Below are 15169 nucleotides of genomic sequence, written 5' to 3' on the forward strand. Positions count from 1 at the left end.
TTTCCTTGCACCTATGACAAAATTGACTAGGGCACTTCCGTCGATCATTATTGACGACAAAATACGGCCCGCGAGCCGAGCCAGACTGACAGGAAACAGCAGACCAAATGGAGAATCGCCGCCACCGCCTTCCCTCGACGGCAGCCCTTCAGGTGCTGCTGGCGGTCGCCGAACGGGGATCCACAAGTGCGGCGGCGGAAAGCACGGCCCTTTCGCAGAGCGCGGTCAGCAAACAGCTTCTCGGCCTTGAGGAACTGATCGGCACGCCAGCTTTTCTGCGCACCTCGCGCGGGATGGTGGCGACCGAGGCGGGGCGGATTTATATCGAGCATGCGCGCACGGCGTTGAAGGCCATGGAGGATGCAGCCCTGCTCGTCGCCCGGCTGAAACCCGGCCCCGGCGTGTTGCGGCTGCAGGTCCTGCCGATCTTCGGCGACCGCTGGCTGCTGCCGCGTTTCCAACAGTTTGCCGAAAGCAATCCCGATATCGAGGTGCAGTTCACCACGTTCATCTCGCCATCGCAGTCGGAACTGCCGGACGGCATCTTCGAATTTGCCGCAGCACCACAGCATAGCGACAACAGCACCTACCTCTTCGGTCGCGACGTGGTGGTCGTCAGTGCGCCAAACTATTTCGCCAAGACCGGCACGCCCGGATCGATCGAGGATCTGGCGGAAGGGGTGATGCTCGAACATCCACAGACCCCGTTCCACTGGCAACATCTGGCCGCATTCCATGACCGGCGGGATCTGATGGTGCGTCACACAACGCGTTTCGGTTATTACACGATGGTGATCCGCGCTGCCCTGGCCGGCCAGGGCATGGCGCTGGTGCCGCGCGGCCTAATCGCCGACGATCTCGCAGCCGGCCGATTGGTGAACCCATCCGGTCTCGGTTACCGCAGCGATTACGGCTACTGGTTCAGCACGCCGAAATTTGCCGGCACTAGCGGCGCCATGGAAGTGTTCAAGGACTGGCTGGTTGGCCAGATCGGCGCGGTCGATCCCGAACGCGCCGATCGCTGAGATAAAAATAATCAGAAGCCTTCCAGCACGATCTTGCCGCGTGCCTTGCCGCTTTCGATCACGGCATGGGCACGCTTCAGATTTTCGGCGTTGATCGGCTTCATGATATCCGTCACCGTGGTGCGGATCCGCCCGCTATCGATCAGCTCCGCGACCTCGTTCAACAGCTTGCCCTGCTCATCCATATCGGCCGTCTCGAAAATCGAACGGGTGAACATCAGCTCCCAATGGATCGACACGGCCTTGCGCTTGAAGCCGAGAACGTCGAGTGCAGCCGGATCGTCGATCAGTCCAAACCGACCCTGCGGCGAAATCAGCTCGATAATCTCGGCGAGATGGCGATGCGTCTCCGTGGTCGAAAACACAAAGGCTGGCGCGCCGATGCCGAGCGCCTTCACCTGCTCGGCCAGCGGCTTGGTATGGTCGACAACATGATGGGCGCCGAGTTCCTTCACCCAGGCCTGTGTTGCCGGCCGTGAGGCGGTGGCAATGACGGTCAGGTCGGTCAGCGCCCGGATGAGCTGGATGGCGATCGAACCGACGCCGCCGGCGCCACCGATAATCAGGATCGCGTTTGCCGCACCGGCAACCGGCTTCCTGATATCGAGCCGGTCGAACAGCATTTCCCAGGCGGTGATCGCCGTCAGCGGCAGGGCGGCTGACTCGGCATTGGAGATCGACTTCGGCTTGTGGCCGACGATCCGCTCATCGACCAGATGGAACTGGCTATTGGCACCCGGCCGGATCAGCGAACCGGCATAAAACACCTCGTCGCCCGACTTGAACGAGGTCACCTTGTCACCGATCTCGACGACGCGGCCGACCGCATCCCAGCCCAGAACCTTCCACTGGCCGGCTTCCGGAGAGACGCCTTTACGGATCTTCGTATCGACCGGATTGACCGAGATCGCCTCGACCGCAACCAGAATATCGCGGCCGCTCGCTTTCGGCTTTTCCAGTTCGACATCGGCAAGCGAGGCCTCGGCCTCGATCGGTCCTGCGGTCTTGTAGGCAACAGCCTTCATCATACGTTTCCTTCTCTACGCTTGATATGAGCGGAAGATGGATCTACCTTTGAGAAAAGCCAATACGCACAAAATCAGCCTATAGTGTCAAAAAGGATACCGTGATGGCAAAGCTGCGCCATTCCCGTTTCGACTGCAGTCCGGGTTGCTCGGTCGAGGCCGCAATCGGCCTGATCGACGGCAAATGGAAATCCGTCATCCTCTTTCACCTAATGTCTGGCAAGTTGCGTTTCAGCGAGATCCGCCGACATATTCCGGATGTGACCCAGCGCATGCTAACCAATCAGCTGCGGGAACTGGAAGAAGACGGGCTGATCGACCGAAAGGTCTATGCGCAGGTGCCGCCCAAGGTGGAATACAGCCTGTCACCGCTCGGCCGCAGCATGGAAGCCATTCTTCTGGCACTGAAAAGCTGGGGCGACGAGAATATCGGCCTTTATGGAAAACCGAAAATCCTCGCCCCCGCAGATCAGGACGCGGCCTGAGACCGCCCGGAGCTAAGCGCAGCGCGCTTAAGCGCCGACAATTTCCTGCACCAGATGCCCCGGCGAGACTTCGCGATAGACCCGTTTCGGCGGTACGTAGTCGAACGGCCGGACGGGGCTCTTAATCTCTTCCGATAACGGCGGCTGAGTAAGGCCGCGGCGCGACGGATCGGGGATCGGCACAGCGGAAATCAGCCGGCGCGTATAGGGATGCTGCGGATTGTCGAAGATCGCCGCCCGTGGGCCGATCTCGACGATTTCGCCCAGGAACATCACTGCGATCCGGTGGCTCATCCGCTCCACCACCGCCATGTCATGGCTGATGAAGAGATAGGAGAGGCCATGCTTTTCCTGGAGGTCTAGGAGAAGGTTGGAGACCTGAGCCTTGACTGACACGTCGAGCGCGGAAACCGCCTCGTCGGCAACGATGAATTTCGGATCGAGCGCCAGTGCACGCGCAATCGAGATACGCTGCCGCTGGCCGCCGGAAAACTCGTGCGGATGGCGATCGGCCATCGCGGCGGTAAGCCCGACCTGTTCCAAAAGTTCGGCGACACGTGCCTTGGCATCGCGCTTGCTCAATATCCCATGCGCCAGCATCGGCTCGGCAATCGCGGACCCAACGGTGATGCGCGGGTTGAGTGAGGCGAACGGATCCTGAAAGATCATCTGCGAGGTGCGGCGCATGCCGCGCAGCTCGCGCGTACCGGCCTTGGTGACATCCTGTCCGTTGACGGTGATCGAGCCGGCGGTCGGATTGATCAGCCGGATGATCGCGCGGCCCGTGGTCGACTTGCCGCAACCGGATTCGCCGACCAGCGACAGGGTTTCACCGGGACGCAGGTCGAAGGACACGCCTTCGACCGCATGCACGCGGCCATTCGGCAGGTCGAAACGCACGGCGAGATCGGAAACTTTCAGGATCGGTTCGAGCGTCGGCGAAACCGGGCTCATCTCGCGGCCCTCTTCCGCCTCGCCCGTCGCCGGATCGACTTCCGGGAAACGGCGCGGAGAGACGGCATCGCCCATCGTGCCGAGGCGCGGAATGGAGGCGAGCAGCGACTTCGTATAGACCGCCTTCGGTGCGGCAAACACCTGATCGGTGGCGCCGGTCTCGATCATGTCGCCGCGGAACATCACGACCGTGCGGTCGGCAACCTGGGCCACGACGCCCATATCGTGGGTGATGAAGAGAACGCCCATGTTCTCTTCCTTCTGCAGATCTCGCAGCAGATGCAGGATTTCCGCCTGGATGGTCACATCGAGCGCCGTGGTCGGCTCGTCGGCGATCAGCAGTTTGGGGCGGCAGGCAAGCGCCATGGCGATCATCACGCGCTGGCGCATGCCGCCGGAGAACTTGTGCGGATATTCGTGCAGGCGGGTTTTGGCGGCCGGGATGCGCACCCGCTCCATCAGCCGCAGCGTTTCCGCTTCCGCCGCCTTCCACGAAAGACCGCGATGCAGGACCAGCGCCTCAGCCACCTGATTGCCGATCGTGAAGACCGGGTTGAGCGAGGTCATCGGCTCCTGAAAGATCATGCCGATCGAGCCGCCACGCACCTGCCGCATCTCGGCTTCGCTGGCGGCAAGCAGGTCCTTGCCTTCAAGCAGGATGCGGCCTTCCGAGCGCGACCGGCCCGGCTGCAGCAGACGCATGGTCGACAGCGCCGTGACGCTTTTGCCCGAGCCACTTTCGCCGACGATCGCCACCGTTTCGCCGGCACCGACTTCGAGGCTGATATTGCGGATGACCGGCTTCCAGCCTTGCGAGGTCTTGAACGAGGTCGTCAGGTTTTCGATCTTGAGAACCGGCCCGACGTTCTTGGTCGTGATGTCGCTCATCTCAGTTCTCCTTGGCAAGTCGCGGATCGACGAGATCGCGCAGGCCGTCGCCCAGCAATTGCAGCGAGAGAACCGAAAAGACGATCGCAAGTCCCGGAAACAGCATCAGCCAGGGGGCATTGTTCATGTATTCACGGCCCGAGGCGAGCATCGTGCCCCAGGTCGGCATGTCGGTGGAAACGCCGACGCCGAGGAAGGAAAGGCTCGCTTCCGCCAGCATGGCCGAGGCGAAGACGAAGGTCGCCTGCACGAGGATCGGCGAGGCAAGATTGAGCAGGACGTGGCGCAGAAGGATCTGCCATGTCGGCAGGCCCATGGCGACCGCCGCCTCGATATAGGGCAGTTCACGCAGGACCAGCGTCGAGCCGCGGATGATGCGGGCAAGACGCGGCGCATAGGTGATGCCGAGCGCCAGGATGACCGTCGTCAGCGAGGGCCCGAGTGCGGCGACCAGCGCGATCGCCAGCAGGATGTCGGGAAAGGACATCATCGCATCGAGCAGCCGCGAGATCGGCGCATCGAGACTGCGGAAGAAACCGGCGATAACGCCCAGAAACACGCCGATCACGGTCGAGAGACAGACGACGCCGAGACTGACGAGCAGCGAGATGCGGCCCGCAAAGATCGCCCGCGAAAGGATGTCGCGGCCGAATTCATCGGTGCCGAACCAGTTGGTTCCCGATGGCGGCTTCAGCTTGTTGACGATCGAAAGCTTGTTCGGCGCATAGGGCGCAATCCACGGCGCGAGCAGCGCGGCAAGCACGACGACTGCAAGAATGATCGCACCGAGCAGCATGGCCCGGTTGCCGAACAGGCGGCGCAGTTTTGCGGCGAAAGGCATGGAGACGGAGGCCATCGTAGTCATAGGCGCACCCGCGGGTCGACGAGAATATAGAGCATGTCCACGACGAAGTTGATGAGGACGTAAATGGCGGCAACGACGAGAAGCGCGCCCTGGATGACCGGATAGTCGCGCCGCAGCACCGCCGAGACGACGAGATTGCCGATGCCCGGCAGGCCGAACACGGTTTCCGTCACGACGGCACCGGCAACCAGCATGGCGATCGACAGGCCGATGACGGTGATGATCGGGATCATCGCATTCTTGAGCGCGTGCTTGAGGATGACGCGGGCAGCCCCCGCCCCCTTGGCCTTGGCGGTGCGGACGTAATCGTCACCGAGAACATCGAGCATCGAGGCGCGGGTAAAGCGGGTGATCAGCGCCGAGTTGACGATGCCGAGTGCCACGGCCGGAAGCACAAGATGGTGCAGCCGCTCAAGGAAAGGCGTATCGGGTCCGCCGTAACCGGAGGCTGGAAACCAGCCCATGCTCACGGCAAACACCTGCATCAGCATCAACCCGAGCCAGAAGCTCGGCACGCTGGCGGCGACCATGGTCAGCGTCACGACGATCTGGTCGAAGATCGTGCCGCGCTTGACGGCCGACAGAATGCCGACCGGCAGCGCGATGCCGACCGCGATCAAGATCGAGAACAGCGTCAGGAAAAAGGTCGGCTCGGCACGCGTGGCAAGCGCTGTCGTGACCGGCTGATTGAGGAAGATCGACTGGCCGAGATCACCCTTGAATATGCCGAGCACGAACTGGGCATATTGGGTGATCAGCGGCGCATCGAGCCCCATCTTGGTGCGCAGCTGCGCGATATCGGCCGGGGTCGCATCCGACCCCAGCATGACCGCGGCAGGATCGCCCGGTGTCACGCGAACGATGACGAAAACCACCGTCACGACGAGGGCGAGCACGATGGCCATGCCCCCCAGCCGTTTTAACAGTGCCCGTGCGATCCTTGCCATGGTCTAGTCCTTGGTTTCCGAAATTACTTCTTCGGGCTGACGTTCCAGAAATGCGGCCAGTAGGTCGGCTCGTAACCGGAAACGCCATTGGCGAGACCGGAAACCGCATTGAAGTTGCCGACCTTATAGAGCGGCGCATCGTCATAGATGACCGTCTGGATACCGTCCCAGGCCTTCTTCTTGGCGTCGTCGGTCGTTGCATCCATATAGGCGGCAACGGCCTTGGTCTTCTGGTCGGAAACATACCAGCCCGGATAGGTATCGGTAATGGTGTTGATCGTGGTCGGATCACCCGGGAAGTTGGAATGGGTGATGAAGATGTCCCACTGCTTGCTATCGGCGCGGCGGGTCGTCAGCGTTGCCCAGTCGACAACCTGCATATCGACCTTGAAGCCAGCCGCTTCGAGATAGGCCTTGGCCACTTCGCCGATCTTGTAGTGGAACTCATACTGGCGGCTGGTCAAAAGGCGGATCGGCGTGCCGTCGTAACCGGCTGCCTTGAGCAGCTTTGCGGCCGCTTCCGGATCGCCTTCGCCGTAACGGGCAACACCGGCTTCGGTATGCCAGAACGAACCCTTCGGGAAGATCGAGGCATCGACGCTGTAGAAACGGTCGTCCGAGAAGGCGGCCAGCATCATGTCCTTGGCATTGAGCGCGGCCTGCACGGCCTGACGCAGCTGCTTTTTGACGAGCAGGCCTTCCTTCATGTTCATGTTCATCGATGCCCAGCCGGCATCCTTGAAGATGACAGGCTTTGCCTTGCCGCTCTTTTCGACGCGCTCATAGGCGCTGACCGGCAGCGAGTCGGCATAATCGAACTGGCCGGAAATCAGGCCTTCAACGCGGGCATTGGCGTCCGGAACCGGGACGAAACGGATTTCCTTGGCGATCGCCTCGCGCTTGCCGGCATAGTTGCTGGTCGCGCCTTCGGGAGACTTGTAGCCGTCGAAACGGACGAGCTGGGTATACTGGTCCGGCTTGCGCTCCTTGAGGGCGTAGGGGCCGGTGCCGACGAAATCGGTCAGCGTGTCCTTGACGTCTTCCGACGGCATGATGACGGAGGCCTGCGACAGGGTGGCGAGCAGCGGCGCATACCGCGACTTCAGCTTGAAGACGACGGCATGGTCGCCATCTTCCGTCAGGCTTTCGACGATGCCGGCAACCTGCTTGCCCTTGGAATTGACCGCCATCCAGCGCTTCAGCGAGGCGGTGACATCCTTGGCATCGAAATCGCTGCCGTCATGGAATTTTACGCCTTCGCGCAGCGGGATCCTGTAGGTGAGGCCGTCCTCGGAAATCGTCGGCATGCCGGCTGCGAGAAGCGGAACGGACTTCCACTCGGCGTCATAGGTATAAAGCGTCTCGAAAATGTGCTGGTCAATGGTCAGCACGATATCGGTCGCCGTCTGCATCACGTCGAGCGTCGGCGGCTCGCCGATCGTCGCAACGGTCAGAACGCCATCGCTGGCCTGTGCCAGCGCCAGGCTGCTTGTACCGGCAAGGGCTGCCAGCGTCATCAGAACAAGTGCACTCTTTTTCATGGTTTCAGTCCCCTTTGTCTGTCGTCATTGCTGACGGTTTTCCGTTCATTCTCGAATACTGTCCGCGGCCGCTTTCCTTTCGGCCGCGGGGTCAGGCGTCTAGTCCCAGCGGATCGGCAACGCGCGGCCACAGCTCGAGGCTGGCCTTGCGGTAGGGCGTGGTTGCCGGATTGGTGGGATAAGAAGTGGGTGCGGCGATATAGACGATCTCCGACGAGACCGGCTGAAAACCTGCGTAAAAATGGTTGGTCGACTTGATCAGCAGCCAGGATTTTTCCGCGAAATCGACGCCCTGATTGGAGAAGATATCCGGCTCGTAGGTCTGGGTGCGGCTGGTGATCAGCACGATATCGATATTGGTGCCGACCGGACGGATGACCGCCGTACTGCCAAGCGTGACGCGACTGTTGCGGAAGCTCTGCCAACCGGCATCGAACACGGCCTGGACGGTAACGCGCAGATCGAGCGGTTCGCCGCCCTGGGGACCGGACTTGCCGCCAAACCGCAGGTCAAGTTCGGCCCCCAGGCCCGCCGCATGGCAGAAACTGACCGCAATCGGATCCCAGATGGTCGCCACGGCAAAATCGTCCATGCCGCGTTCCATCATCCGCCGCAGGATATGGGTCGCATCGCCCGCAACACCGCCGCCGGGATTGTCCCAGACATCGGCGATGGTCACCGGCTTTTCAGGATTGGCCGCACGGATGGCGACAGCCTTGTCGAGACCGGCTTCGGTATCGAACATCGGCATCGCCGTTTCCTTGCGCAGCGCATAAAGCTCGCGACCGAGGGCAGCCGCCAGCGCATCGCCCTTGGCCTTGTCATTGTTGGAGACGACGACGATGCGCGTGCCCATATCCGGCACGTCACCGGCCATGAAACCATGGATGACGGAAGCCGAGAGAATGCCGTCCTTGCCTTCCATCGCGTGCATGCGGTCGACGAAGGAGCGCATCGGCTCGCGGCTGGTCGGAAAGATGGTGATCATCCGGCAGTCGAAGGTGGAGATGACCGGCTTGATCTCGCCCTTCAACGTCCGCAGCGCCAGCTCGACCACATGTTCGCCGCGCTGTTCGAAATCCGTATGGGGGAATTCGAGGAAGGCGGCCATCAGGTCGAGATTGGCGACGCGTTTTGCCGTCAGGTGGCTATGCGGATCGAATTCCGCCGCGATCAGCACGTCCGGCCCGACAATGGCCCGCACACGGGAGAGAAAATCGCCTTCCGGATCGTCATACCCCTGCGCCACCATCGCGCCATGCAGGCCGAGCACGACGCCATCGACCGGCAGGGCGGCCGTCAGTTCGGCCAGAATCTGGTCGCGCAGAGTTTCATAGGTCTGGCGCTGGATGAGCCCGGCCGGCTCCGCCCAGCAGGACGTGCCTTCGATCACGGTAAACCCTTCCGCGCGGCCACGGCGGCGCAGGATCGGCACGACGGATGAACAGAGCGTCGGCGTCTCCGGATGCTCGCCGGGACCGGCGTAGAACGCCGCCTTGAAGGCGTTCATATCCGTCGGCACAGGCGAGAACGTATTGGTTTCCGTCGCCAGCGAGGCGGTAAAGATGCGCATGCTCATGCTTCCGAATGGCAAGCGGATCGCGGATGTCCGAACGCGCCGAAACCAGCACCTCCCGCCCGCAACCGAACTCTGCCCGGCACTTCGGCGGAACCCTCCCGGCATTCGCCCTCATCAGGCAATTGCAGGATCCGGGTCTGGCTTCAGGAAAATTCGCCCTCGTTTTAGTTCACCCGTTCACCGTTTGCGGTGTAATTTATTTTCTTCATAATGCGTCAAAATCAGTGCAAGTCAACTTCATCACCAGTTTTCACGCATTTTCTGTAATTTATTTTCTTAATCGGTTAAATACGGGAAAATTTTCATGATGAGGCAGACGATCTTCGCGCATGCAAAAATCCTGGCCCGGTTATTTTGTTTTCAAGATCAATCCCTTCTGTCGCCTAAAACACTTCCGACAGGCAAAGGATGGAAAACGCCGCTGCGGCGCACATGAAAAAAGGGCGCTCCTAAGGGCGCCCTTTTTCACGATCCGATGAAAATCACTCATTCTGCCGAAACGGCGGGATGAAAATATTTTCGTGAACCCGCCTTACCAGACGGTCCCGCGGGCATCGACATTTTCAACGCGGGTGACCTTGCCGCCGCGATGGAAGACCATGCGATCGAACAGGTTGGTGACGACGCAGGTATGGTTCGGCACGACCTTCACGACCGAACCGATGTCCGGGAAGGGCTTTGTGCACTCCGAGAGATCGACGACCGCATGTTCTTCCGAAAGCGAGATAACGCGGGCACCTTCGAAACCAGCGATCGCGCCATAATCCGAAAAGCCGAGCAGGTCAGAGGTCAACGCCTTGGAACCGCTGTCCAACACGGCGCGATCCGGCGCCGGGCGGGAAACGACGGTCGCCAGAATGTGCATGGCGAGATCATCGGCCGTACAATGGCCGGCCCGCACCATGCTGCGGTCGTTATAGACATAGGTGCCGGCGCGGTGTTCGGTGGCCGAAGGCACGAGATGCGCCGAAAACAGATCCGGCGAACCACCGCTCGTGCGCACCGGGCAATCCATCCCCTTCTCTGCAAGAAGCGCCATGGTGCGCACCATGAAGGCCTCGACCTTCTCGGCGCCGCCGACGGCCGGATAGGTCATGATGCCGCCGAAATGCAGGCCCGGCGCCGCAGCGATCTTTTCGGCCAGTGCCGTGGCGGCTTCCGGCGTCTGTACGCCGCAGCGTTTTGCGCCGGTATCGCATTCGACCAGAACCGTCAGCGGCCGCGCAGCGTCAAAAGTCTTTGCCAGACCCGCCACCGTCACTTCGCTATCGGCAACGACGGCGAGCTTTTCGACCCGCGCATTGAGTGCCTTGAGACGTGCCAGCTTGGCGGCGCCGAGAATGTTGTAGGTGATGAGAATGTCGTTGAAACCGGCATCGGCAAACACTTCCGCCTCGGTCACCTTCTGGCAGTTCAGCCCGACCGCACCCGCCTCGATCTGCTGGCGTGCGACGGCCGCGATCTTGTGGGTCTTGATATGCGGGCGAAACGCCTTTCCATGCGCCGCGCAATAGGCCTGGACCCGCGCGATATTGGCGGCCAGCCGGTCTTCGTCGATGACCGGCATGGGCGTTGCGACCTCATCCAGCGACGTGCCTGGCTCGGGCCACGGATAGTTCATGATGACACCTCGTTTTAGAAAGGGCGCGCCGCGGCGCAGGGAAGAACCTGTTTTTTATTTTCGCCCACATGGCTGGTTTGGCGAATGCTCTTGAGTATTATGGTATCAAAACCGGCTCAAGTGAAATTCATTTTCATGAAGTGAGCAAGCCAACGTCGCTGGCATCTTACGGGGAGAGACCGAATGGACCTGTTCCACGCATTGTCCGACGAAGGAAACAGGCTTTCCGCGCTGGAGACGAAACTTGCCCGGTTCGCGCTGGAAAACGTCGATTTCGTCGTCAATTCCTCAATCGTGGAGCTTGCCGAAAAGGCGGGCGTCTCACCACCAACCGTCACCCGCTTCTGCCGCAGGCTCGGCTGCCAGGGTTATTCCGATTTCAAGGTACAGCTGGCAAAACTCGCCTATGTCGGCATGCGCTACCTCACGCCGGAGGCGCCAACCGCAACGGCCGAGGAAGTCGCGCAGGACATCGTCTCCAAGGCGCAGAACGCGCTGTTCGAACTGCACCGCCAGCTTGACCTAGCCGCCATCGAAAAGGCCGCCCAGCTTTTGCGCGGCGCGGATTTCATCCAGGCCTTCGGCGCCAGCGGCAATTCGGCGATGATCGTCAACGAGCTGCACAACCGGCTTTTCCGCCTCGGCTGCCGCATGAACGCATCGAACGACCACAATATGAACCTGATGATTTCCGCTTCGGTCCAGCCGGGAACGGTCGTCTTCGGGTCGTCCTTTACGGGCCGGGATATGGGCCTCGTCCATTGCCTCGAACTGATGCGCCAGCGCGGCATCCCGATCGTCGTCATCACCCAGCACGGCTCGCCGGTGGCGGCCACTGCGGACGTGGTGATCGGCATCGACCTGCCCGAGGGCAAGAACATCTTTCGCCCGACCTCGACGCGTTACGCTTTTCTGGCCGCGATCGACATCCTCGCCAATATGGTCGCCTATGCCGACCGCAACACCTCTTTGAAGGCGCTGCGCAGCATCAAGGAAGAGCTGGTGCGCAACCGCGACGGCGACGACCGCCAGCTCCTCGGCGACTGACGATTTTTAGTCGAGCGGCTTGTAGGCGATCACGTCCATCTCGACCTTGGCATCGACCATCAAGGGCGACTGCACGGTGGAGCGAGCCGGCGGGTGATCGATAAAGTGCTTCTGGAAGACGGCGTTGAAGCTCGAAAAATCGCGCGCATCGTCCAGCCAGACATTGACCTTGACGACATCAGCCAGCGTGCAATCGGCCAGCGCCAGGACGTCCTTGATATTGGCGACGACCTGTTCGGTCTGGGCGACGATACCGCCGACAACCACTTCGCCGTCGACCGTCGGCACCTGGCCGGACACGTAAACGAAATCGCCGGCGCGCACGGCCTTGGCAAACGGACGCCGCTGCCCGCCCGCCTGGGCGTCGGCAGTTGCAAAACGGATCAGCTTCTTCTCGCTCATTCTGTCGCTCCTGAGGAATTCCGTAATTTATTTTCAGGATTCCTGCCTACAGCATTCGATATGCATGTTTCCAGCTCGAAAACGGCGGGCGACAAGAAAATTAATGCCGGATCATAAGGTAAAGCCCGGCACCAGAGGGTACCAGGCTTCAAGATCAGTTGCCGGCCTTGGCGACGAGAACCGCATCCGCACGGTAATCTGCCGGAAAGATCTTCCTGAGGTTTTCGACCTTCGGCAGATCGTTGATGACGATATAGGGATAGGTCGGATTTTCCTGCAGAAAGTTCTGGTGATAGGCTTCTGCCGGATAAAAGGCCTTGCCCGGTTCGATCTTGGTGACGATCGCCGCATCATAGACACGGGCCTGGTTCAACTGGCCGATATAGGCCTTGGCCACCTTCGCCTGCTCATCATTTACCGGAAAAACGGCAGAGCGATATTGCGTGCCGCGATCCGGCCCCTGGCGGTTGAGCTGGGTCGGGTCATGGGCGACGGAAAAATAGATCTGCAGCAGATGGCCATAGGAAACCGTCTTCGGATCGAAGACGACCTGTACGGATTCCGCGTGACCGGTCGAGCCGGAACTGACCGTCTCGTATTGCGCGGTCCCCTTGGCGCCACCGGCATAACCGGACGTGGCGCTGACGACGCCCTTCACATGCTGGAAGACGCCCTGCACACCCCAGAAGCAGCCGCCGGCAAACACTGCCGTCTCCGTGCCCGAACCAGCCTGCTCATCCTGAGCCGGCGCCGGGATGATCTTTGGCTCCTCGGCCGCCGACGCCGTCAGATGAAAGGCGGTGCCAGCCGCGATCAGTGCCGCACCGGCCATCAAGGCGAGCCGCAGGGGTTTTCTCTTGTCATTAAAAGTGCGCGTCATGTCGATCTCCTTCAGCCGAATGTGAACGCATAAGCCTGGACGCCGGGATCCTCGAAATGGATCTCGAATGTATGGTCGCCAACCGGTCCCGCCAGGCGAACGAGCTGGTAAAGGCGCTGGCCGGTGACGGTGCCGTTGCCATCGGCATCCGTGTCAACGCCGTGGTTTTCGCCCGGTGGTTTGCCGTCGATCGTCACCTTGAACCGCACCGGCTTGCCATCCGCATCCGGGCCCAGCACCAGATGCAGGTCGCGGGCGTGAAAACGGTAATAGATGCTGCCGTCCTTGTCGTTGAGCCCGGCATTTTCGGATTTGACCGTCCAGTTGCCGGTCAGGCCCCATTCATTGAGCCGCGGCTCGGCAGCGGCATAGACATGCGCGGCGTCGTTGACTGTGCCGCCTTGGGCCACGAAGTTTTCCGCCCGTTCGTAACCGACATAGGTTTCCGGCGACTGCACGTCCTTCTCGTCGGATGCGGCCTGCGCGCCGGTTGCCCTCACATTGACGATGTCGCTGGCGACATTCGCCTTGCCGGCCTCGGCAAGCAGCTGCTGGATCACCCGCTCCGACTGGTCGTATTCGCCCTCGCCGAAATGGTGGTGGCGCACGCGACCTTCACCGTCGATGAAGTAATGGGCCGGCCAGTACTGGTTATTGAAGGCGCGCCAGATCGCATAGTTGTTGTCGACCGCAACCGGATAGGTGATACCGAGATCGGCGATCGCCTTCTTCACATTGTCGATCTTCTTTTCGAAGGCGAATTCCGGCGCATGCACGCCGATCACGACCAGCCCCTGATCCTTGTATTTTTCGGCCCAGGCTTTGACGTAAGGGATGGCGCGAATGCAGTTGATGCAGGAATAGGTCCAGAAATCGACGAGCACGACCTTGCCCTTCAGGGCTTCAGCCGAAAGCGGCGGCGAATTCAGCCATTCCACCGCGCCATCCAGCGAAGGCATGGTCGCCTCGACCGGCAGCGCCTCTGCGGCAGCGGCCTGTGGCTTGGCCTGCATCATCATGGCGTTCGAACCGCTCATCATGGCCGGCGCCATGGCCTGGTTGCCACTCATCATCATCTGGTTGTTGCCGCTCATCATCATCGCGCCGCCGTCCTTCTCCATGACGAGCGAGGAGGGCTTCTGCTGATCCTGCGGCTGGAACCTGTCGATCAGGGTCTGTTCCAGCGAGGTCGTGCTGGCGATCGAGGCCTGGGTCAGGAAACCGGTATCGAGGCCAAGCCCGATCGCCACGACGGCGGCAAGAACCGCAACACCGACACCGCGCCGCAGCCATTCGCCGACGCCGAGCGAGCGTTTCATCGCCTGATAGACACGCCCGCCGACCAGAAGCGCCAGCGCCAGCGAGGTCGCGGCACCCAGCGCATAAGCTGTTAGCAGCAGGGTCGTACCGACATTCGCCCCCTGCAGCGCAGCGCCCGTGAGGATCAGGCCAAGCACCGGTCCGGCACAGGGCGCCCAGAGCAGTCCGGTCGCCACACCGAGCAGGAGCGACGCGGCAATCGCCGAACCGCCGCTGCGGCTGCTGCGATCCGCCGATTGCGACAGCTGCGCACCAAGCGAAACCAGCGGCCGCGTCAGCCGGTCGGACAGCGAGGGGAAAAGCAGGATGACACCGAATACGGCAAGCAGCACGAGCGCCGCATAACGACCATATTCATTGGCCTCGACCGCCCATCCGCCGCCAACTGCAGCAAGTGTCGCGACACCGGCAAAGGTCACCGCCATGCCGACAAGCATCGGCAATGTGCTGCGCAAAAAGGGCTGGCCGGCCCGCGCAAACACAAAGGGCAAGACCGGCAGGATGCAGGGGCTGACAATCGTCAGCACCCCGCCGAGATAGGCGAGCAGAAAAAGCAGCATGGAAATATTCCGTCAGTCAGGAAATCGATT

At 61.2% G+C, this 15169-nt stretch carries 14 protein-coding genes; 4 read left to right on the plus strand and 10 right to left on the minus strand.

Annotation, left to right across the window (positions count from 1 at the left end; translation table 11 throughout):
• The first annotated feature begins 107 nt into the window (after positions 1 to 107).
• A complete protein-coding gene (locus tag FHW37_RS21170; protein ID WP_145639975.1) occupies positions 108 to 1025 on the plus strand; it encodes a LysR substrate-binding domain-containing protein in 918 nt (305 codons plus the stop codon).
• An 11-nt stretch (positions 1026 to 1036) separates the two neighbouring features.
• On the opposite strand, the gene FHW37_RS21175 is transcribed toward FHW37_RS21170, so the two are convergent.
• A complete protein-coding gene (locus FHW37_RS21175) occupies positions 1037 to 2050 on the minus strand; it encodes a zinc-binding alcohol dehydrogenase family protein (RefSeq protein WP_145640178.1) in 1014 nt (337 codons plus the stop codon).
• Between the two features lie 104 nt (positions 2051 to 2154).
• On the opposite strand from FHW37_RS21175, the gene FHW37_RS21180 reads away from it, so the two are divergent.
• A complete protein-coding gene (locus tag FHW37_RS21180; protein ID WP_145639977.1) occupies positions 2155 to 2535 on the plus strand; it encodes a winged helix-turn-helix transcriptional regulator in 381 nt (126 codons plus the stop codon).
• 27 nt (positions 2536 to 2562) lie between these two features.
• Here FHW37_RS21180 and FHW37_RS21185 read toward each other — a convergent pair whose 3' ends face one another.
• The 5 genes from FHW37_RS21185 to FHW37_RS21205 form a co-directional block, all read right to left on the minus strand.
• Positions 2563 to 4377 carry an ABC transporter ATP-binding protein gene (locus FHW37_RS21185; RefSeq protein WP_145639978.1) on the minus strand — a complete coding sequence of 605 codons (1815 nt, stop codon included), beginning with the start codon at positions 4375 to 4377 and terminating at the stop codon, positions 2563 to 2565.
• Position 4378: 1 nt separating this feature from the next.
• Complete coding sequence (locus FHW37_RS21190) at positions 4379 to 5242, minus strand: ABC transporter permease (protein WP_145639979.1); 864 nt, start codon at positions 5240 to 5242, stop codon at positions 4379 to 4381.
• Positions 5239 to 6180, minus strand: a complete 942-nt coding sequence (locus tag FHW37_RS21195; protein ID WP_186458348.1) for an ABC transporter permease — start codon at positions 6178 to 6180, stop codon at positions 5239 to 5241. Before FHW37_RS21195 ends, FHW37_RS21190 begins: the two co-directional genes overlap by 4 nt.
• 32 nt (positions 6181 to 6212) lie before the next feature.
• The gene (locus FHW37_RS21200; RefSeq protein WP_145639982.1) at positions 6213 to 7730 is read right to left on the minus strand and encodes an ABC transporter substrate-binding protein; all 1518 of its coding nucleotides are present in this window, start codon (positions 7728 to 7730) and stop codon (positions 6213 to 6215) included.
• Between the two features lie 91 nt (positions 7731 to 7821).
• Positions 7822 to 9303, minus strand: a complete 1482-nt coding sequence (locus FHW37_RS21205) for a M81 family metallopeptidase (RefSeq protein WP_145639984.1) — start codon at positions 9301 to 9303, stop codon at positions 7822 to 7824.
• 32 nt (positions 9304 to 9335) lie between these two features.
• Between FHW37_RS21205 and FHW37_RS21210 the strand changes: the two genes are divergently transcribed.
• A complete protein-coding gene (locus FHW37_RS21210; protein WP_145639985.1) occupies positions 9336 to 9617 on the plus strand; it encodes a hypothetical protein in 282 nt (93 codons plus the stop codon).
• Positions 9618 to 9841: 224 nt separating this feature from the next.
• Here the strand turns inward: FHW37_RS21210 and FHW37_RS21215 are convergent, their stop codons facing one another.
• On the minus strand, positions 9842 to 10930 hold the full coding sequence (locus FHW37_RS21215) for a D-TA family PLP-dependent enzyme (RefSeq protein ID WP_145639987.1): 1089 nt from the start codon (positions 10928 to 10930) through the stop codon (positions 9842 to 9844).
• Positions 10931 to 11113: 183 nt separating this feature from the next.
• Here FHW37_RS21215 and FHW37_RS21220 point away from each other — a divergent pair, with 183 nt between their 5' ends.
• On the plus strand, positions 11114 to 11977 hold the full coding sequence (locus FHW37_RS21220; RefSeq protein ID WP_145639989.1) for a MurR/RpiR family transcriptional regulator: 864 nt from the start codon (positions 11114 to 11116) through the stop codon (positions 11975 to 11977).
• 6 nt (positions 11978 to 11983) lie between these two features.
• Here FHW37_RS21220 and FHW37_RS21225 read toward each other — a convergent pair whose 3' ends face one another.
• The 3 genes from FHW37_RS21225 to FHW37_RS21235 all read right to left on the minus strand — a co-directional run bounded on the left by FHW37_RS21225 (position 11984) and on the right by FHW37_RS21235 (position 15139).
• Positions 11984 to 12379 (minus strand): RidA family protein, encoded by a 396-nt coding sequence (locus FHW37_RS21225; RefSeq protein WP_145639991.1) that lies wholly within the window; start codon positions 12377 to 12379, stop codon positions 11984 to 11986.
• A gap of 154 nt (positions 12380 to 12533) precedes the next feature.
• The gene (gene msrA, locus FHW37_RS21230; RefSeq protein ID WP_246690867.1) at positions 12534 to 13211 is read right to left on the minus strand and encodes a peptide-methionine (S)-S-oxide reductase MsrA; all 678 of its coding nucleotides are present in this window, start codon (positions 13209 to 13211) and stop codon (positions 12534 to 12536) included.
• A gap of 59 nt (positions 13212 to 13270) precedes the next feature.
• Entirely contained in the window at positions 13271 to 15139 is a 1869-nt protein-coding gene (locus tag FHW37_RS21235; protein WP_145639994.1) for a cytochrome c biogenesis protein DipZ, read from the minus strand.
• Positions 15140 to 15169 lie beyond the last annotated feature (30 nt).

The organism is Neorhizobium alkalisoli, from assembly GCF_007829835.1.
Taxonomy (GTDB): Bacteria; Pseudomonadota; Alphaproteobacteria; order Rhizobiales; family Rhizobiaceae; genus Neorhizobium.

Coding starts and splice junctions, on each gene's coding strand:
- FHW37_RS21170 (WP_145639975.1), top strand. CDS start 108: ATGGAGAATCGCCGCCACCGCCTTCCCTCGACGGCAGCCCTTCAGGTG.
- FHW37_RS21175 (WP_145640178.1), bottom strand. CDS start 2,050: ATGAAGGCTGTTGCCTACAAGACCGCAGGACCGATCGAGGCCGAGGCC.
- FHW37_RS21180 (WP_145639977.1), top strand. CDS start 2,155: ATGGCAAAGCTGCGCCATTCCCGTTTCGACTGCAGTCCGGGTTGCTCG.
- FHW37_RS21185 (WP_145639978.1), bottom strand. CDS start 4,377: ATGAGCGACATCACGACCAAGAACGTCGGGCCGGTTCTCAAGATCGAA.
- FHW37_RS21190 (WP_145639979.1), bottom strand. CDS start 5,242: ATGACTACGATGGCCTCCGTCTCCATGCCTTTCGCCGCAAAACTGCGC.
- FHW37_RS21200 (WP_145639982.1), bottom strand. CDS start 7,730: ATGAAAAAGAGTGCACTTGTTCTGATGACGCTGGCAGCCCTTGCCGGT.
- FHW37_RS21205 (WP_145639984.1), bottom strand. CDS start 9,303: ATGCGCATCTTTACCGCCTCGCTGGCGACGGAAACCAATACGTTCTCG.
- FHW37_RS21210 (WP_145639985.1), top strand. CDS start 9,336: ATGTCCGAACGCGCCGAAACCAGCACCTCCCGCCCGCAACCGAACTCT.
- FHW37_RS21215 (WP_145639987.1), bottom strand. CDS start 10,930: ATGAACTATCCGTGGCCCGAGCCAGGCACGTCGCTGGATGAGGTCGCA.
- FHW37_RS21220 (WP_145639989.1), top strand. CDS start 11,114: ATGGACCTGTTCCACGCATTGTCCGACGAAGGAAACAGGCTTTCCGCG.
- FHW37_RS21225 (WP_145639991.1), bottom strand. CDS start 12,379: ATGAGCGAGAAGAAGCTGATCCGTTTTGCAACTGCCGACGCCCAGGCG.
- msrA (WP_246690867.1), bottom strand. CDS start 13,211: ATGGCCGGTGCGGCACTGATCGCGGCTGGCACCGCCTTTCATCTGACG.
- FHW37_RS21235 (WP_145639994.1), bottom strand. CDS start 15,139: ATGCTGCTTTTTCTGCTCGCCTATCTCGGCGGGGTGCTGACGATTGTC.